This is a genomic window from Pseudoalteromonas sp. SR43-3 (genome assembly GCF_014163875.1).
In the GTDB taxonomy this organism is placed as follows: Bacteria; Pseudomonadota; Gammaproteobacteria; order Enterobacterales; family Alteromonadaceae; genus Pseudoalteromonas; species Pseudoalteromonas distincta.
In genome coordinates, this window is sequence record NZ_JACJEC010000007.1 from 120148 (window position 1) to 140176 (window position 20029).

16 protein-coding genes are annotated in these 20029 nt (G+C 38.5%); 11 read left to right on the plus strand and 5 right to left on the minus strand.

All coding sequences use genetic code 11. From position 1 onward, the window contains the following. Positions 1 to 194 precede the first annotated feature (194 nt). Positions 195 to 1571, plus strand: coding sequence for a hypothetical protein (locus H5088_RS10870; protein ID WP_182752852.1), 1377 nt, complete (start codon positions 195 to 197; stop codon positions 1569 to 1571). 201 nt (positions 1572 to 1772) lie between these two features. Beyond that, the gene (locus tag H5088_RS10875) at positions 1773 to 2429 is read left to right on the plus strand and encodes an inovirus Gp2 family protein (RefSeq protein ID WP_182733262.1); all 657 of its coding nucleotides are present in this window, start codon (positions 1773 to 1775) and stop codon (positions 2427 to 2429) included. 189 nt (positions 2430 to 2618) lie between these two features. Here the strand turns inward: H5088_RS10875 and H5088_RS10880 are convergent, their stop codons facing one another. The 4 genes from H5088_RS10880 to radC are packed head-to-tail and all read right to left on the minus strand — an operon-like array spanning position 2619 to position 4366. Further along, the gene (locus H5088_RS10880) at positions 2619 to 2858 is read right to left on the minus strand and encodes a hypothetical protein (protein WP_182752853.1); all 240 of its coding nucleotides are present in this window, start codon (positions 2856 to 2858) and stop codon (positions 2619 to 2621) included. A 31-nt stretch (positions 2859 to 2889) separates the two neighbouring features. Beyond that, positions 2890 to 3450 (minus strand): tyrosine-type recombinase/integrase, encoded by a 561-nt coding sequence (locus H5088_RS10885; protein WP_182752854.1) that lies wholly within the window; start codon positions 3448 to 3450, stop codon positions 2890 to 2892. Between the two features lie 10 nt (positions 3451 to 3460). Next, complete coding sequence (locus H5088_RS10890) at positions 3461 to 3880, minus strand: DUF2787 family protein (protein WP_182752855.1); 420 nt, start codon at positions 3878 to 3880, stop codon at positions 3461 to 3463. A 12-nt stretch (positions 3881 to 3892) separates the two neighbouring features. Then, a complete protein-coding gene (radC, locus tag H5088_RS10895; protein ID WP_182752856.1) occupies positions 3893 to 4366 on the minus strand; it encodes a DNA repair protein RadC in 474 nt (157 codons plus the stop codon). Between the two features lie 125 nt (positions 4367 to 4491). Here radC and H5088_RS10900 point away from each other — a divergent pair, with 125 nt between their 5' ends. Next, entirely contained in the window at positions 4492 to 4689 is a 198-nt protein-coding gene (locus tag H5088_RS10900) for an AlpA family transcriptional regulator (RefSeq protein ID WP_010557263.1), read from the plus strand. A gap of 35 nt (positions 4690 to 4724) precedes the next feature. On the opposite strand, the gene H5088_RS10905 is transcribed toward H5088_RS10900, so the two are convergent. Next, positions 4725 to 6605, minus strand: a complete 1881-nt coding sequence (locus tag H5088_RS10905; RefSeq protein ID WP_182752857.1) for a hypothetical protein — start codon at positions 6603 to 6605, stop codon at positions 4725 to 4727. 307 nt (positions 6606 to 6912) lie between these two features. Between H5088_RS10905 and H5088_RS10910 the strand changes: the two genes are divergently transcribed. Genes H5088_RS10910 through pglZ form a run of 8 tightly spaced genes read left to right on the plus strand, consistent with a single transcriptional unit; the run spans position 6913 to position 20027 of the window. Beyond that, a complete protein-coding gene (locus H5088_RS10910) occupies positions 6913 to 7788 on the plus strand; it encodes a WYL domain-containing protein (RefSeq protein WP_182752858.1) in 876 nt (291 codons plus the stop codon). A 2-nt stretch (positions 7789 to 7790) separates the two neighbouring features. After that, positions 7791 to 8582, plus strand: coding sequence for a hypothetical protein (locus H5088_RS10915; protein WP_182752859.1), 792 nt, complete (start codon positions 7791 to 7793; stop codon positions 8580 to 8582). After that, positions 8582 to 9127, plus strand: coding sequence for a BREX protein BrxB domain-containing protein (locus tag H5088_RS10920; RefSeq protein WP_150138109.1), 546 nt, complete (start codon positions 8582 to 8584; stop codon positions 9125 to 9127). Before H5088_RS10915 ends, H5088_RS10920 begins: the two co-directional genes overlap by 1 nt. Before the next feature lie 11 nt (positions 9128 to 9138). Further along, on the plus strand, positions 9139 to 12618 hold the full coding sequence (brxC, locus tag H5088_RS10925; protein ID WP_182752860.1) for a BREX system P-loop protein BrxC: 3480 nt from the start codon (positions 9139 to 9141) through the stop codon (positions 12616 to 12618). A gap of 24 nt (positions 12619 to 12642) precedes the next feature. After that, on the plus strand, positions 12643 to 16029 hold the full coding sequence (locus tag H5088_RS10930) for an Eco57I restriction-modification methylase domain-containing protein (protein ID WP_182752861.1): 3387 nt from the start codon (positions 12643 to 12645) through the stop codon (positions 16027 to 16029). Further along, on the plus strand, positions 16030 to 17307 hold the full coding sequence (locus H5088_RS10935) for an AAA family ATPase (RefSeq protein ID WP_182752862.1): 1278 nt from the start codon (positions 16030 to 16032) through the stop codon (positions 17305 to 17307). Next, entirely contained in the window at positions 17304 to 17954 is a 651-nt protein-coding gene (locus H5088_RS10940) for a retron system putative HNH endonuclease (protein WP_150138113.1), read from the plus strand. The genes H5088_RS10935 and H5088_RS10940 overlap by 4 nt, the downstream gene beginning before the upstream one ends. Before the next feature lie 18 nt (positions 17955 to 17972). Next, positions 17973 to 20027: a BREX-1 system phosphatase PglZ type B gene (gene pglZ / locus H5088_RS10945; protein ID WP_182752863.1), complete on the plus strand. Its 2055-nt coding sequence runs from the start codon at positions 17973 to 17975 to the stop codon at positions 20025 to 20027. Positions 20028 to 20029 lie beyond the last annotated feature (2 nt).

Sequence of the window (20029 nt, forward strand, 5' to 3'; positions counted from 1 at the left end):
TTTTGCATTTCAATTAGAATCTAACTTAAACATCAATTAGCGTTTAAATACGCACTAGTTAGTGACTTACTATAACTCGAATTAAACACCAATTAGATGTTTTATTTATTTAATAAAATAACACCCTGTTATTGTGTTATAGGCTTCAAACTGGTCTACTGGTTGGTATATATACTTCATGAGTAATCAATTAAATGAATGAGTTTTTCACTTTAACCTCAAGTTTGTCAGCATATTCAAAATGGGTTTTAATTCGTTTAATTATGGATAAGACTATTGGAGATGAATTATCTAAAACTGACTTCATTGAACGAGGATGTCCATACAATAAATTTAATGTAGTTGTAGGTGAACTACTAAACATCGATGCCATTTCAAAACTCAAAGTTGAGCACCTTAATCGGGGACGACCTAAGGATTGCTACAATTTTATCTTCAATGAATTTATCGAAATGAGTAAATTAATATCTAGCGAAATGCTGGCAAAGCTCGAGAAATTTAAACTAAGGGTGCCTGTTAGATTAGTATGGTCTTTCTTTGCATTAAACCAAGATGAACATGGGTACATAGAAGGCTTTACAATGGCAAGTATAGCTAAAGCATGTGGGTTAGAATCGCCTCAGCTAAAAACGGCTATAAAGCTACTTAAAAATGGAAACTTAATAAGCCAGCCAGTAACAGGATGTACGATCAAAAAATATCACAGTTTAAAGCCAAAAGTAAGAAAAGGCTTAGTTGGTAGTGAAGCTAATAATTTAAAACGTAGTTCTGTATTTAAAATAAAAAAAGGCAATAAAGCATCTAATATATACCTGATGGTTATCCCTTTAATAATCTCACAAATTAAGAATAAAAAACCTAATTTATACACAGCGGTATTTTTACCATTATTACTCGATTCACCTCATAGAAGAGAATCTCTTTTTATGGAGTTACTTCGTCTTGAAAATAAGTGGTTAGATAGTGATACCAAGCAAAAAGATGAAATTCAATTTTTGAAACAACAGCCGACTCAAGTTTTCGATTACTTCGACGATGTTCTATTCAGGTTAGCTTCTTACGGTTTATTACGCTTACTGAATAAGACGGGACATGTACTTAAGCCTATTTCAGAAGAAGATGCTTTCAATCAGATTTTAAGTCCTGCAAACTTTGAGTTCATGGCAGCTATTCATGGCCGTTTAACCTCTGTGCTAATAGGAAGTTTCGCGAACCTACTCATTCATTATATTTTATTCAACTTATATCAGAATAAATGTGATAGCACCCTCCCTACAATCCCTAGCAAACAAGAATACTTATCATGGGTAACTAGCTTGGGTTGTACAGATAAAAATATAGATATAGAACTCATAAAAACCCCGACTAAAGCTGTATATCCAGATATAAGTTCAATTGAAAATTTAGTTATCTCTTCTAGTATCGACTTTAGTGATAAAGTTAATATTACCAATATGAACGTAGATTTTAGAGACCCAAAATCCAATTTAGAATCTGGTAAACACCCCGTATTTCAATGCGTCCCTGATTCCTTTGCACACTTTTATAGAGCAGTCATAACTTCAGAGTGATTATAAACACGTTAAACAGCACCCCAGTAGCACATTATTAAAAATAGGTATAACAAATCTGATTGATCTTTTTTCTTTAAATTTCGGTTTGGTAATATTTATAAGAGTTACTAGTAACGAAGTCATTATCACAACAAATACCAATTAAAAAACTACGACTCATACACCTGATATGAACCAATACATAACAGGAGAAAGATAATGACTAACCCAACCCAATACCCAGTAACAACAAACCCTACATACAAGCAATATCAAACACTCGCTAGAGTAGATCAGCGACTAGTTATTCCCTACTTAAATGCTATTGAGAAAGTAATGCATGCTGCATGTAGTGAACATAAAAGAACGTTTGCAGTCAGAATTGATTTAAGGCTACCTGCTTATTCAAATACAGTTGATTTAGATAGCAATAAAATTATTACACGATTTATTGCTTCTCTTGAGGCGCAGATTAAAGCAGATACAAAACGTAAAGTTCGTGATGGTAAAACTCCACATCCATGTAATATTAGATATATTTGGACTAGAGAGAAGGACGAAGCTCACCATCAGCATTATCATCTTGTACTGTTTTTCAATAAGGACCGGTACCACTGTACGGGTAAAATAAATATAGAAAGCGATAACTTGTTTACCCGAATAGCTAAGGCCTGGGCAAGTGCGTTGTCCTTAACGCTGAATGAAACGATGGAATTAGTTCATTTGCCTGATAATGCACACTATTACCTTGACGCTAATAACCCTAATTTCGCTCAAAACTTCCATGCTCTTTATTGTCGAGTAAGTTACTTCGCCAAACTTAATACTAAGCATTACGGCTTAGGGCAGCGTTGTTTTGGTTATAGTCAGAGGTGATACTTTAACTAAGACCTGTGCTTCTCATAAATTGTTCTAACGCGCTTTTGAGACCTTCAACTAGCTAAATAAGCTCAAACCCTTAGTATATAAGGGATGGTAAGTTCCCAAAATAGCATTACGAGAAGCGCCATTTACACTACAAAAACAAAAAAAGAACGCACTGCTAAATGCGTTCTTTGTTTACTTCTAATCAAATAAACTCGCTAATCCAGCCAGCAAGCCACTAGCAACAGCCAATGGCACCGTAACAGGTGCAGATGCCACACCTAACCCAACTACTATCGCACCAGATACAGTAGCGCCTGCTACAGCACCAGAGCTTACAGCAATAGCTGTTCTACTGAGTGACGGCTCACAGCTACCGGTTATTTGCTTAGATACTTCATTTCCTACTACACCGCATGCAACGGCTTTTTCTAACGACATAACAAACTTACTCCTATTATATGTAATAAATTTATAGCTCTAACTCTTCAAAGTCTTTATCAATTTCCTCCTGGGTTATTCCAATGTAACGCAGTGTTGTTGCTTCAGAGCTATGGCGAAGCATTTTCATTACACGGGCGATATCTTGGGTTTTATGATAGAGGTGGTAACCTCGTGTTTTACGCATTGAGTGAGTACCTAGCTTTAAATTAAGCTCTTCACCCACTAACGCAAATGCTCTTGTAACAGCCCTGCGTGACAAGGGTCGTGTTATTGAACTTTTAGATTGTTGATTACGATACGATTGAAATAGGTAAACATGGTTGGGATGAGTTATGCGTACTTCGTGGATAAACGCTAATGCTTTCTGATTAAGCTTAATCTCTGCTAGCTTTCCTGTTTTACTCTCAAATATAATTAACCTGTCGTTTTGTATATCCGTAAATTTAACAGACAACAAATCAGATATACGCAATGCTAGGTTCAATCCTATATTCCAAATATGGCTCATCTGCTTAGAACACCGCTTTTCAAGCAAATAACTAATTAACTTAACTGTATCAAGGTCCTTAATCGCTTGTACTTCAGCCATAACCAACTCCTTAATAAGTTGTAATACTGACCTGGTAGCAACCTGTGTTGTAATACTCAACAAAGTTAGCCACAAACAAGGTTAAAAGGTCCTTCCCCTCTCGTTCACTCAACCAGCCCACCAGCATGTGATATACCCGCTTAATCACAAAGCACACATCAATCTCTTTTACTAATTCAGAATCAGGTCGGCCCTGGTATGAAAAATCAGTAATGTATATAAGCTCCCAACCAATACCCCGTTTTTCTAGCCTTACCTCAACAGGATGAAATCCACCGGCTTTAGCACTGTAGTCTTTATCACGAAAATTAATAATTAGCGCCTTAGCACATCCTACCGACTCCCCTGCTTTAGCAACTGCATTAACGATCACACCAAACAATGATTCTGGTACGTCTAATCCTGGCACTTGCTCTATTTTAATAGCCATAACCTACTCCCTTTAAATTAAGCCATGCTCAGCGAATGAATAGCTGGTTTCACCAATGATGATGTGATCGACTATCGAAACATCAATCAGGTTGAGCGCCTGCTGTAATTTGGTAGTAATTAACTTGTCGGCCTGTGACGGCGTACTGACGCCTGAGGGATGATTGTGCGCCAGTATTACGGATGCTGCATTTAGCGCTAATACTTCTTTAACTACCTCTCGTGGGTATACGCTTGCTGCGTTAATAATGCCCCTAAATAACTCTTTGTATTCGAGTATCCGGTTTTGGCTATCTAAGAACAGGACGGCAAACACCTCATGCTCAACCAACGCCAGCTTATGCCTTAAATATTCTTCACTGTCTTTCGGACATGTTAAAGCCCCATGCCTAAATTGCTTTTGAGCGATTATGTAAGCAGCAGCTTCAAGTATTTGTTCATCACTTACTGGGTGATCAAATTCGTATAGTGACTTGTTATTTTGCATTGTTATGCCCTCTTAATGGTTTATGCAAAATAGTTATGTATATGTTTAACGTTTTTGTTTCGCCTCAGTAAAAAATTACTACCCCCGGAAAGGATATGTACTAATAACCTAACCGGAGAAATCCCATGCGTTTAATCAAATTAAAAGAAGTTTTACATATCACAGGCTTAAGCCGTTCAACTGTTTATCGCTTTATGAGCGCTGGTGGATTTCCAATGAAGGTCGAGCTAGGTGGTAACTCTGTAGCCTGGGTAGAAAGTGAAGTTGAAGAATGGATAAGTGAAAAAATTGGGAAAAGAGACACTGCAAGTACTGCAGCTTAAAGTGCTACCCCATAGCGGGGTAGCTTTAATAAAGCCTACTTGCTTAATTCATAGCAAAGTCTAAAGCCTGTTTTTATGCCTTTATATTTACCTGTACAATCTCGCGGACCAGATGCCCTTAATACATTAGCGTCGCCATAAAAAGAGGTTAAACTTGCTGAACGAATACTTACGCCTTCCAAAAGCCATTCTGCAAAAAAGTTCGAGTCTATAAATTCCAACCCATTTTTTTCAAAATTAGTTAAATTCTCAGGAAACCGTAATGTTAAAGCATCAAAGTCACTCTCATTCATATATGGTGGGTGCCCGGGGTACTGCCTACCGTCAGGTGTATGAAAGGTCATATCACTGCCTTTATTAGAGTGTGCACTTTTTCCAACTTCATTACCTCTGACAGCTAAGTACTCGTCGTAAGCTAGTAATCTTAGTGGAACGTTTGTTTCTTTTTCTGCCCAGCCAATATAAGCCAGCACATCATAAAAAGTACATGTAGCAGCTAAACCTTTATAACACTCACTATTTAATGGGGGTAACGAGTCACCCTTTCTGGTAGCAAAATATTCATGGTTTTTATGTAAAAAATCATTTATTTCATCTATGGTTATAAGCTCTGAAACCATTAGCTCTTTCTCGGCTAGCTTAATCTTTTTAAAGCCATGTAAGCGCTTATTCGAGCTGCGGCTTTCAGTAATATAATCACCAGACACTTCATAATAATTTTGTAATATTACATGTTGCCCAGGGTAATTTTTAGTTAAACCGCCATTAGCATAGTAATGTTGCTCTGCTAAGTGGCTGTCTAATTCACGATTACCTTTATAGTTAAAGTACTCCCAACGCTTAAATCGATAGTCTTCAATAAAGCTTGGTATATCAGCTCGTTTTAGATAATCACCATATATCTGATGTGAAAAAACCTTATCTCTTTGGTTTTTAATTAAAAAGTCATAGTTGCCACTATTGTCAGAAAGAAAAATAAGATTTTCGTTGTAAGGTATTACATTAACCCATCCACAATCACTAGCCTGAAACCTCTCATTTAATGCATTTGAAAAAAACTCCATTTGTTTTTTTATTGATTGAATTTCAGATTGAAGCGTTCCCTCTTCAAAATAAACTTCTACCTCTGAATCAGGGCCATAACAATACGTATCACAAAGATTGTCCCCGAGTAAGTTATAACAACTGGATACAGTATTGTGATTCTTAACTAATATTAGTTCTGCAGCAGTAGTTACTAACTCTTTATGTTTAACTGCAGTTGGAGTAGCGTCTTGAGCTTTATCATCAGTGATAAGGTCTATGAAACTTGGTAGGCTTGATTTATCGACCACCTTAAAAGCTACTTTTGCTGATAGCCCTTGGGATAAAAGCTGCTGTTGACGCTCATTTAATTGAGTTATGTCATAGCCATCACTGAAAACCTTTAAATGAATATCGTTGGTAATTATACTTTCCCAATCACTATCAACCTCAAGTGCGGTATTTAGCTCTAGCATATCCCAGGTTAAAACACCTGAAAAATCGAAGTCGTGCCCAGTAAATAACTTATTCGGCATCTGCCCTTTTGAGTAAAACAGCCTCTCAGATACTTGCTGGTGGGTAAATTGTGTGTAGCCTAGTTGCATTCCACGGTATTTATGCTCAAGTAAATTAACTCGTTTATGCAAGTTATGCTTTACCATGAATGGCTTAATCTTTTCTTCAAACTCATTTGCGTAGTTAGCAAAACCACCCTTAATACCGAGGCTTTTAGCTAGTATATTAAGCCTTGTGGTAGGAGATATTTTTTCTCTGTCTTTAATAATTTTTTTAGCTGAGTATTTTAAGTTCTCTGGTGTTAAACCAGTTACAGGCAGTATATGAAATTTTTCTAGAGGGATGTATGTAGTTGGAACTGAGGTATTGTTTTTCATTCTATAACCTTAAAAAATAGTTAAAGCCCCGTTGTATATTTTAAACGGCGTACTTCTGGCTACTAAGTCCAAGAATGAAGTGTATATCGTAGGTGTTATCTGAAAACGATTCGAGTGCTTTGTTTTGTAAGAAGTACATTACAAACCGCAGGTAAGCCTCTGCCCTTAAAACGCAATTTAATTGCTAAAACATTTAATGTCAAATGTTTATTGTAGTTATTTAAGAAACACACCACATTAACTCATTTTGATTGCATCTTTTCATTTGCCTGATATAGTTACTACAAAATAATGATTTAGTATATTTATGACTAGTACCGCATTGGATGCACTCACACATGCGCAGAGGGAACGCTTAGCGTTCATAGATTTTAATCTGCAGTACTTTGGCCAAGTTGCAAGAGCTGATTTAATTCAGCGTTTTAAAACTGGCTTAGCCGCGTGTACTCGTGATTTTTCATCATATAAAGAACTTGCACCTCAAAATCTAGTATTAAGTCATACAACTAAAAGCTACCACCGCTTAGAAAGCTTTAAACCTTTGTTCGCACATAACGCTGAGAGTATTCTCAGCGCTTTATGCCGTGGTTTTGGTGATGGCCTGTCTAGTGGCGTTCAGCCAAGTGACTACTGCCAAAACGCAACGCGTTTAATACATCCAAATAGCGAAATAATCGCCACTATAATGCGTGCTATTACTTCTAAATCAGCAATTGAGTGCCTATATACATCTTTAAGTTCCGGCACAACTTCAAAAGAATTAATCCCCCACTCTATTGTAAATAATGGCACACGCTGGCATGTACGTGCATTTGATAGATCAAACCAAGAATTTAGAGATTTTGTTGCTACCCGTATTGAATGTCCAAAAATACTGCAGTCACTCATTAAACCTGAAGAATACGCAGATAAAGACACCCAATGGCACACCATTTACGATATAATTTTAGCGCCGCACCCACAGCTAAAATACCCAAAAGCAATAGAGCTTGATTACGAAATGGACAACGGGCAATTAAAATTAGAAGTAAGAGCAGCTCTACTCGGTTATTTGCTTAGACAATGGAACGTAGACTGTACCGAACAAGGCACATTAAACTGTAATACTTACCAGTTGCACTTAATCAATAAATCACAACTTAATCTTAAAGATATTGAGATAGCCCCAGGCTATCAGGAATGAACATGGTTGAAGAAAACACACTTAGCCAAATAGGCTTTAAATTTGGCAAAAATGGCGCACACTCTGCTAGAAGCATGATGATTGAAGAGCTTAAAGAGCTTCTTTTTGCTCGTGATGAAAGCGCAACAAAAAAAGATTACGAAGACGATATAATCAATTTTAATATATTGCATAAGCCAACCGAAAAATCACGTTCATTAACCTTTAGGCACCTTGTAGATCTATATGGCATGTCTATGGATATCCCTTTATTTAATGTTTTCCGTCAGTGGTGGGAGCTATCAGAAGACGCTCAGCCAATGTTAGCGCTGCAATTAGCAATAGCAAGAGACCCTATTTTAAGGAATTCAGCTAGTGTCATACTACCACTACAATTAGGCGAACACTTACCAAGAGAAACGGTAGAGCAGCATCTAGCAAAAGATGATCCAAATCGCTTTAGTGCAGCATCACTTAAATCATTCGCACAAAACATTAATGGCACATGGACCCAGGCCGGCTACTTAGAAGGTAAAGCCAAAAAATACCGCATTCAACCAAAAGCGTCTTACGTTAATTTAGCATACGCACTTTTTCTAGCTTATTGCCACGGTTTAACCGGACAAAGAATGTTTGATAGCTTTTGGTGCCAAATGCTAAGTCAAGATAAAGAACACCTATACGATTTAGCACATCGCGCATCTTTGCGAGGTTTAATAAACTTCAAGCAAGTAAGTGACATCATAGAAGTAACATTCCCTAACATAGAGTTACCAGATTTGACACAGTCAAAGCCGGAAGAGGATAAAGAATAATGTCTGACAGATTATCCAAGCTGCTAAACAGCTTCGACAGCCATATTAGTATTCCCTGGCCTGTAGCTGTTTCAGCTGATGAACGCACCATTTTTGTCGTCTATAACAAAGAAGATGAGCTTAAACTTAGATCACGTATCGGCGAATTTGAAGCCAGTACAATAAAAAGCGGTCATCCTTGGCTTGAACTTGATCTAACTCACAGCTTTGAAAAGTGGATGGCAGACCAAGAATATAAAGAAGGTTATTTTGCAGACCCAGAATATCTTGCCAGTTTATATGAAGACTTTTCAGATGAGCTTATCGAAAGCCTATCAGAGCGAATTAATGAAAACCAAAACGAGGATGGTGTAGTTGCACTTCTTGGCTGTGGTGCATTATTTGGGTTCGCTTCAGTATCAGGCCTGGTTGAAAAGGTTGCAAAACAAGTTAAAGGCCGTCTTGTGGTCTTCTTCCCCGGTGAATATCAAAAAAACAATTTTAAACTTTTAGATGCCAAGGATGGGTGGGGCTATCACGCAACTGCCATCACAGCAATGTCATAAGGAACTAGCAAATGCTAAATAGAGAAATATATTTTAACGATCCATTACAGAGCCATTTAGCGAATGAAGGCGTAGCAACGGTAAAAGATGATTTAACAAAATTAGAGTTAGATATTCTTGAATACGAGCTGAGAACTTTTGTATGTAATGGTGCATATGCAACTGGTTTAGAAAAAATACTAAAATCTTACATAGCCAGTGTGGAAAAAAATGCCAAGCAGCCTTGTGTATGGATCAGCGGCTTCTTCGGTTCAGGTAAATCTCATTTAGCCAAAATGGCACGTGCACTATGGACCAATCAAACATTAAATAACGGCCAAACCGCGCGTAGCATTGTTGATTTACCTAGTAATATTGAAACCCTATTCGATAAATTATCTACTCTAGCAACTAAGCACAACGGTGTACATGCAGCTTCTGGCACGCTTAGCTCTAGTGCTGGCAAAAATGTTCGTTTGGCATTTTTAAGCATTATCTTTAAATCAGTTGGTTTACCTGAGCAATATCATTTAGCACGGTTTGTAATGTGGCTAAAAGAAGAAGGTATTTATAACCAAGTTCGAGAATACGTAGCCACCAATGCAAAAAAAAGAGAAGGCAAAGATCCATGGGAGCATGAATTAAAAAACCTTCATATGTCACCTGTTATTGGTAATGCAATATTAAATGAAATGCCTGACTTTGCTCCGTCCCCCATCGAAGTGAGCAAGATGATCCGCTCTCAGTATCAGCAGGTTAAAGACGTATCAAACAACGAAATGGTTACAGCAGTAATTGACGCTATCGCTGTCAACGGAGAATTACCTTTAACCCTAGTAGTATTAGATGAAGTACAGCAATACATTGGTGACGATATAGATACTGCCATGGCTGTCCAAGAGCTTGGTGAGACCTGTGGTGAAGATGGACGTTTAAACTCAAAATTATTATTTATCGGCACAGGCCAAAGCGCACTAACTAGCACTGAAAACCTACAGCGTCTTATGGGCCGTTTTACAGTTAACGTGCAACTTCAAGAGACCGATGTTGACTCTGTTATTCGTAAAGTCATTTTACAAAAAAATGAAAACGCACGAAGCGCCGTACAAACCGTTATCAATAACGAATTAGGTGAAATTAGTCGTCATTTGCGTGGTAGTACCATCGAGCACAACAAAGACGACGAAAAATGGATGGTGGCAGATTATCCGCTTTTACCAGTACGTCGCCGCTTTTGGGAAAAAGTACTTCCAGCGTTAGATAAAACAGGAACAGGCTCTCAATTACGTAACCAGTTACGTATTGTCCATGAAGCAACAAAAACAACAGCTGAAAAGCCTTTAGGTTGTGTGGTGCCAGCAGATTATATTTATGACCAAATAGCAACTAAGCTATTAAACAGCGGTGCGATTGGTAAAGATATTTATGAAACTATTAGTCGCTTAAAAGCAGGTGACAACGATCAAAAATTACAATCTCGCTTATTAGCTTTGATACTATTAATCAGCAAATTACCTACAGATATTGAATCAGGCATTGCTGCCACAGCAGATACACTTTCGGATTTGTTGCTCGAAAACCTGCAAGAAGGTAAACATGAATTAAGAGCTTTGGTACCAAAACTGCTAAATCAACTCGTTGATGATGGTTTAGTAATGCCAATGCAAACATCTGTGGGTGAAGAATACCGCCTACAGACAGTCGAAAGCCAACAATGGTACGATATGTACCGCCAACAAGAGAATGAATTAAAAGCCAATCCACAAAAGCTTGAATACTTCCGTTCACAAGAAATACAACAATTTGTTCGCAAACAAGTCGCACAAGCTCGTATAACGCAAGGTGATATTGCCGAGCCAAGACCAATTAACCTTGAGTTTGGCGCAGAACTGCCGAGTGATGCAGATAAAAAGCTCTACGCGTGGGCACCAGAAGTGCCAGAGAAGAACTTCAATGCTTTAGCGCGTGGTGCCGATCCTGATTCTGCAACAATTTACATTCATGTACCAACATCCCAACGTGATGAATTACGTAAAGCGATTGTCGAGTTAAAAGCCGCAGAAACCACGATAGATGTGCGAGGCACAGCTAAAACCGATGCAGGTAAAGAAGCCTATGCTGCAATGGAGTATCGCTTCAAAGAAGCTGATCGTGCAAAAAAGGCCATCCTAAAAGATATCTTTAGCCAAATTCAGGTAAAACTCGCTGGAGGTCAAGAGGTTGAAGGCGAAAACCTAGCAGAGCAAATTCAAAATGCAGGTAAACTAGCAAGTCAGCGTCTATATAGTAAATTTAAAATGGCTGACAACAAAGGTTGGGCTAAAGTTTACAATCGCGCCAGCACTCAAGGTGACCCTAATGCATTAGAGGCAATTGACCATAATGATGAAGCAGATAAACACCCTGTATGCTCTGAAATTAAACGCTTTATTGGTTTAGTAAAAACAGGTAAAGAAATTATCGACCACTTTAAAGATGCACCTTACGGCTGGGGTAAAGACACCATTGAAGGCGCCCTATTTGCCATGGTCGCTGCCGGCGTGCTCAATGCAAAAGACGGACAAGAACGCCCTGTTGATGCCAAAAGTTTAGATAGGTCTTCAGTTACTCAAACTAAGTTCCGCCCTGAAAATGTAACGTTATCAAAATTACAAATCATTAAAGTACGTGGCTTAATAAACGCGTTATTACCAGAAGGGCAAAATTGTGGCGCTAATGAAGAGCAAAGTAAATTATCGCAGGCGATAACCAACGCTAAAAACGTTGCGCGTAGTGCTGGTGGTGAAGCACCATTACCATTAGCACCCAGCACCACAATTCTTACCAATTTAGAAATGTACGATGGTAACGAACAGTTGCAGCAAGCTTATGAATCAAAAGACGAAATCCAAAGTCAATTTATCGAGTGGCAAGAACAAGCAGATCTAGCTAAACACCGTGTTAACCAATGGAATGAGCTGAAAACGGCTTCTCGTTTATGCAAAGATTTAGCAATATATAGTGCTATTACTGAACAAATGGACTCCATTGAAAGCAATCGTAGTTTGTTAGCTGAGCCTAACCCTATTAGCCCTTTATTAAAACAAGCAGAATCGGCATTACGTGACGCCATCACAGCGAAGCTCTCTGAATATGAAGACGAGTTCAATGCATGTCATCGCGACTTAATGGACGATACTAACTGGGCTAAATTAGACGATGCAAAAAAACAAGCACTACTAGAAAAGCGTAGTCTAAGTTCAATCCCATCTATTAACTTATCTTCACCAGCCGCAGTATACGATGCTATAGAAGTAACAAGTTTTGAGCAGTGGAATGATCGTATATCCGCTTTACCAGGCCGCTTTGATGCAGCCCTTAAAGATGCCATTAGCGAACTAGCACCAAAAGTGAAACATATCCGCTTAAATAAGCCGATGCTTGAGTCAGAAGACGATCTTAAAGCCTGGCTAACAGACGTTGAAACACAACTTCGTTCAGAGCTTGCCAATGGCCCTGTGGTACCTAGCTAATAGGCTCGCTAAAGGAATAAATAGATGAGAACACCATTAGATAAAACATTACGTGGCAAGCTTGAAAAAACAGTAGAAAAAGCCCGTGATATTGTTGAAATTGCAGTAACCGAAGCACTTACTCGTTTAGATATTGGCGATGGCAATGCACCGAACTATTTAAGCGAAGCAGAACGTAAACTCAGAACACGTTTACGTGCCCACGGTCGTCAATTAGGTGATGTGTTAAATCGTGATACTGGCAAACAAGAAACAGAATTGCTTGTTAACGAAATGGCCTACGAACATTGGCATCGCATGCTGTTTGCTCGTTTTTTAGAGCAAAGTGACTTGTTAATGTATGACCAAAACACCCACGTAACCCTAGACGAGTGTTTTGAGCTAGCTGAAGAAGAACCTGGTATAAAAGACGGATGGGAATTAGCAGGGCAATTAGCGCAAAAAATGTTGCCGCAAATATTCCGAGCAGATTCACCAGTATTTGAAGTTAAGCTTTCAATTAACCATGTTAATGACCTAGAAGAGCTTATAGCTGCGCTTGATAAAGAGACTTTTCAGGCATCTGATGCCTTAGGTTGGTGTTATCAATTTTGGCAAAACAAAAAGAAAAAACAAGTTAACGAATCTGGCGTAAAAATTGGAGCGAAAGAACTAAGTCCGGTAACTCAGTTATTCACTGAACCTTATATGGTGAGTTTTTTACTCGACAACGCGCTTGGCGCTTGGTGGACAAAACGTCGCCTAACGCAAGACGATTTAGCGACTGCAACTAGCGAGCAAGAGCTGCGAAAGCTCGCCTCTATTCCAGGTGTCCCGTTAGAGTACCTTCGTTTTGTTCAAGATGAGAATACAAAAACTTGGAGTAGCGCCGCTGGTGATTTTGATAAATGGCCAGATGATTTAAGTAAATTGAAGACACTCGATCCTTGTTGTGGGTCAGGTCACTTTTTAGTGGCTAAATTCTTAATGTTGGTACCAATCCGTATGGAACTAGAGGGTCTAACCGCAAAAGAAGCTATTGATAAAGTATTAAGTCAAAACATTCACGGTTTAGAACTCGACCAACGCTGCGTAGAATTGGCAGCTTTTGCCCTGGCATTAGAAGCTTGGCGTTATCCAGGCGCTGGTGGCTATCGACAGTTACCTGAGTTACAACTAGCTTGTTCAGGTATTTCTATTAACGAGGCACAAAAAGAATGGAAAAATTTAGTAAAAGACAATGAAGAGCTGCAAGCAGCTATAAACTGGATGCAAGAAACATTTGAGCATGCTCCTACTTTGGGGAGCTTAATAGCTCCTAATAAAAGTGTAATCAATGTAGGAGAGAAACCCTGGGTCTTAATAGATAAAGCTATACAAGCGCTTAAGGGGGTTTCTACGGATACTAAAACAATTGCTCACGGTTTGGCAGTGTCAGCAAGGTTACTCTCAAACAAATATCATTGGGTTGTGACAAATGTTCCTTATCTAGGTGATATCAATCAAGATAATATATTAAAGAGGTACATTGAAGAGCATTATTCACATGGGAAGAAAGACTTAGCGAATGCATTCAGTATTCGTTGTTTTCATTTACTAGCAGATGAGGGAATGTCATCAATTGTTTTACCTCAGAATTGGTTGTTTTTAAAAACTTATCAACCATTTAGAGAGTTGTTTCTCCGTAAATCGAACTTTTCGATGATCGCAAGGCTAGGTTCAGGAGCTTTTGATTCTATAACTGGAGAAGTTGTCAAGGCTATTCTCTGGTCTTTTCACAAAAGCGTCTCAGAAAAAAATTACTTTCAGGCAATAGACGTGAGTGACAGTAGAGATGTTGAAAGTAAGTCAATCTCACTAGCCGATAATCTAATCATACAATTGGACCAGGGTATGCAATTAGGGAATCCTAGAGCATCAATTATATTAAGCAAACTAGAAAGTGAACTAGAGTTCCTTTCCAAATTTTGTGTACCCTACTATGGCTCTAAGCCTGGCCAAACAGACCGTGTAAAAAGATGCTTCTGGGAAATAAATGATTTAAATCATAAATGGATGTTTCTAGAGTCAACCCCGAAAAAACCCGGTGAAATTTCAGGTAAATCAAATATCTGCTATTCTTTAGAATCAATGAAATCAGAGAATATTATTGAATTTGGAATTCGAGGAGCTTCTGCATGGAATCAAAGGGGCGTAATAGCTTCAAGAACTAGTAGGCTAAACGCAACATCTTATCTTGGTGAAGTCTTCGATGATAATTGTTACGCTTTAATCCCCAAACAGTTTGATGATTTAACTGCTATTAGCTTATTCATTATGTCGGATTTATACCATTTAGAAGTTAGGAAAATTAATCAAAAATTGGCTGTTGATACACAATCTATGGTTAATATACCTTTCGACGTAGATTACTGGAGAAGTGAAGCTTTAAATATTTATCCTAATGGCTTGCCGGAGCCATATTCAAATGACCCATTACAATGGATTTTCCATGGGCACCCATGTGCCTCTGTCATTTGGAATGATGATAGTAAAATGACTTTCGTTGGCAATCTTCGTCAAGATGAAACAGTTTTACAAGTCGCTGTTGCTCGGTTGTTAGGCTATCGCTGGCCAGCAGAGCTGGATACGAAAATGAAATTGGCTCCAGAAATGCACGAAATCATAGCTAAGAACAAAGTCTTTGATGGTTTAGTTGATGATGACGGTATTGTCTGTATACCTGCTATACGGGGTGAAAAACCTGCGGTAGATAGATTAGAAGCCATATTGCATGCTGCATACGGTGATAAATGGTCTGCAACCGTATTAGACAGTTTATTGAAATCCGTTAAGTCTCGCGACTTAAACATTTGGCTACGTGATAAATTCTTTGAGCAACATTGTAAATTGTTCCAACACCGCCCGTTTATTTGGCATATTTGGGATGGCTTACCAGATGGTTTCTCTGCGTTGGTTAATTATCATCAACTCGATTATAAAGGATTGGAGCGCTTAATTTATACTTACCTTGATGATTGGATTAGTACCCAAATTCAACTCGAAAAAGATGGTGACGAAGGCGCTGAAATTCGTTTAGCCGCTGCTCGAAATTTAAGAAAACAACTTGAAGATATTTTGGTTGGTGAAAAAGGCTTAGATATTTTTGTGCGCTGGAAGTCATTGGCAGAGCAACCAGTAGGTTGGAATCCAGACTTAAATGACGGTGTTCGCCTAAACATTCGCCCATTTATGAAAGCGAAAGATGTTGGCAAAAAAGAAGCTGGCATCCTGCGCTCAAAGCCGAATATTCACTGGAAAAAAGATGGGGTTAGTAAAGAGCCCTTTCCTTGGTTTGAGCTAGGTCTCGAGTACGGTGGTAAACAAGGTGACCGTATTAACGACCATCACCTAACACTGGCCGAAAAAAAAGCAGCAAAGGAAGCTCAGTAAATGTTTATTGATAGAATTAAGCTCGAAAATTTTCGCGGCTTAGGAGAAATAGAGCTTAGTTTTGATGAACATATAAACCTACTAGTTGGGGTAAATGGCGTGGGTAAATCATCTGTGCTTGAAGCTATGGGGATTATGCTTTCAACATTTACCAACAGAGTAAAGGGTACGCCTGGCTACACAAAAAAACTAACCAATGATGATATTAAATCAGGTACTGAAGAATTAAGTTCAACCGTTTTCATGCAGTTTAAAGGCGAACCTTTAAGTTGGTCTACTACGCGATTTGCTAAAGATCATGGTTCTGGAAAAACACAATCTTCAGAATTAGACATACTAAATAATATTATTAAGCCGCTAAGCCATAAGCTTAATGAAGAGCAGAAACTTGAGGAATACCAAACTAGTGTTCCTCTTGCCGCTTACTATAGTGTAAATAGGCTTTTCAGAGGAAAAGCCAACTCTAATGATATTAGAAAAATAAAATATGCACCTCTTGATGCTTATGAAAAATCGGTATCAATAGATGGTGTGTATTTTAAAGCATTAGCTAATTGGTTTGGTTATCGCCAACGTTACCTTGAAAGCAGGCAAGGTAAAAGTGCTAGTGCTAATGACCTGCAACTAAGAGCTGTTGAAAGGGCGATCACTACTTTTTTACCTGAATTTAGCGAACTTCGATATGATGAAAAGTTAAAGGAACTTTTCATCTACAAAGATCAAGAAGCGCTAAAACTAAAACAGTTATCAGATGGTGAGCTTTGTTTGATTGCTCTCATAGCCGATATAGCCCGAAGGCTAGCCATTGCTAATCCAGCTTTAAATAACCCTCTTAAAGGTGAAGCAATAGTTCTAATAGACGAAATTGACTTGCATTTGCACCCTGGCTGGCAACGAAAGTTAATAGCTAATTTTCGGGAAACGTTTCCTAATACACAGTTTATTTTTTCTACCCACAGTCCTCAAATGATTAGCCATATTGAGCCTAAAAATATGTGGCTTTTTAAACGTGAAAATAGTGAGGTTGTCGCATTTAGACCTGAAAAGTCACTTGGTATGGATAGCAATAGTATTTTACTCCAACACTTGGAAGTGGATGAGCGAGAACCTGAAACTAAAAATGAGTTAAATAAGTTATTTATGCACATTGAAGAAAATGAATTAGAACAAGCCGAGGGCTTAATTAATGTGTTAATTAACAAGTGCGGCAATATTGATGAGTTGCGTCGTGCTAGCGCAATTATTAAGCGCAAAAGGCTGTTGGAGCTTGATGAATGAAACAGATAATCAAGGACAATGAGCCGCAAGAAGTTATTGATTGGAAAGCCTTAGCTAATGATAACTGGCAGCCAAATTTTGATGAGTTATCTGGCGCTGAAAAACGAGCAATGAGGCAAAGCTTACTGAAAGAGCAAGGTTCTATCTGCTGCTACTGTAACCAAGATATTAGTAATGATGATTTTCATATTGAGCATTTTAGACCTCAAGAAACATTTAAAGCTTTAGAGTTAGAGTATTCTAACTTGCATGTATCTTGCCTTAAAAATAAGAAGCCAGGGACTCCTAGCCATTGTGGAGATGCTAAGAAAAATTGGTTTGATGCTCGGCTAACTTTATCTCCATTAGATAACCATGAAGCTAGTTTTAAATACCTTGCTAATGGTGGTATTAAAGCAAGTATTCAAAATGCATCTGATATGATCGATGAATTGAATTTAAAAGAAGAGTCGCTAAAGGCTAAACGACAAGCCGAAATTTCTGGCATTCTCGATGAAGATTTTATTTCGAATGCAACTCTCAATGATTTAGTAAACTTATATAGAAGAATCAGCCAAAAAGTTGATGACAAATATCAACCTTTTATTGTGGCAATACAGCAACAAATAAAGCAACTTTTACCAACAAATGTTGCTGCTAACCTCTAAGGTGAGTGTTAAAAAGTTATGCAATTAATTGATTACCTAGCTTCGCAGTTGCGAAACTCAGCAACCTATAATTCAGCGGTGCAAGTAGCCCCTGCTGCTATTTTGTGGACTGACATTGAGCGTCAGTGGCAACCTGCTATGCCGTTTATAAAACAACATATACCTGAACTCATTGAGCTAGGTACTTATAATCCAGAAGAGCGCATTGGCCCTGCTATTTGGATAAAGTGTGCGATAGCTGGGATGTTGGAAGATTGTGAATTACCTAAAGATAAAACCCCAATAATTTATTTACCGGGGGTTGGTCGTAAAGATTTACGTGCAATAGAGCAATGCCCCGACGAACTAAGACCACTAGCTGAATTGCAATACAGAGGCTGCTGGTGGGCTTATAATTCTGCAGGTAGGGATTGGAGTGTTGGCTCATTTTTAACAAACCCGCGTGTGGGATTAGAGCTTGATGTTGCCAAAGACAAAAAAACGCAAGAAGCCATACTCAATATTCTACCCGATTTACTTGAAACGCCAGCTGAGCAATTAAAAGGTAAAAAGCTAGAAGCCCAAGACTTTATAAGCATTGTAATGGATGACCCGGCTAAAGATATTCTAGCTTGGTTAAATAACCCCGAAGCAAAAAAGCAAGCTTGGGATGAAAATAAATGGCCTGTATTTAAACAAGCATGTATAAGCCAATTTAACTTTGACCCTGATGATATAAGCGATATAAGCGCTATTATCTACAGCTTATGTGAGGCTGAAGGCGAATGGTATACTGTTTGGGAGCGATTTAAAGACACCGCACACAATCTACCTTGTTTAGTTGAAAAGCTTAAAACTATAGCTCCTACTGGTTTAGCGTTTGAGGCTAGCCATTTTTTATCTGAAAATTTAAAAGATGAAGCTGAATTAGCAAATAAATTAGCTAGCATTATCAGTGTAACGCCAACCGAGCTAAGGCAGCAGTTAACTGCCTTGTATAAATTACATGAACAGCGTAAAAGCTGGTTATGGCAAAAGCTCGATATGTCGCCTTGGCTAAATATATTAGAGCAACTAGAAAACGTTGCCCAACATACTCAAATTAATTTTACTGGCCCCAATGCAGAGGCAATGGCACAAACCTACAAAGAGCGGTTCTGGCAAGCTGATGCGGCAGCAATTAACGCAATGGCTGCTGCTACTGATTTAAACCAGGAGCAAGTAGTTGCTGATATTCTGGCAGTAATTTACACCCCTTGGCTTGAAGCTGTTACGTTGAACTTTCAACGCTTAGTAAAGGAAGAAAGCTACCCAGGTAAACCAAGTAGTGCCGGTGAAATAAATGAGTCGACCGCAACGTATAATACCAACGGCCAAGCTGTATTTTTTGTTGATGGACTGCGTTTTGATACTGCAAAAATGCTTGAGAATAAGCTTAGTAAATTAAACATAAATGTTAATTTAACAAGTAATTGGTGTGCCCTGCCCTCACTAACTGCAACCGCTAAGGCTGCCGTAACGCCTGTGGCCGATATTTTAAGTGGCGCACAAGAAAACGATAACTTTACTCCCCATATAACCGAGTCTGGCTCTGAGTTTAGCTCTTATCACTTAAGTAGTGCATTAGGCAAAAAAGATTGGCAGTTTTTAAAAGAGTTAGACACTGGCAACCCATCTATAAATGCATGGCTACAAACTGGCGATTTAGACAATATGGGGCATAAGCAACAGCTAAAAATGCCACGCTATATTGATAGCATTTTAAATGATGTAGTCACCCGTATTGAAGGCTTAATAGCTGCTGGCTGGAAAAATATACGCATTGTGACCGACCACGGTTGGTTATGGGTGCCAGGTAAATTAGCTGAAGCAAACATTCCAAAAAATCAGGTTAAAAAACGCTTAGCCCGCTGTGCTATTTTAAAAGACAATGTAAGCACTGACGAATTAAAAGTACCATGGCATTGGAACGAAAACGTCTCTGTAGCCATGGCTCCTGGTATTGCAGGTTATGTGGCTGGTGATTATTACAACCATGGTGGCTTAAGCATACAAGAGTGCTTAACCCCCGTAATTAACATAACAACACCCTAAGG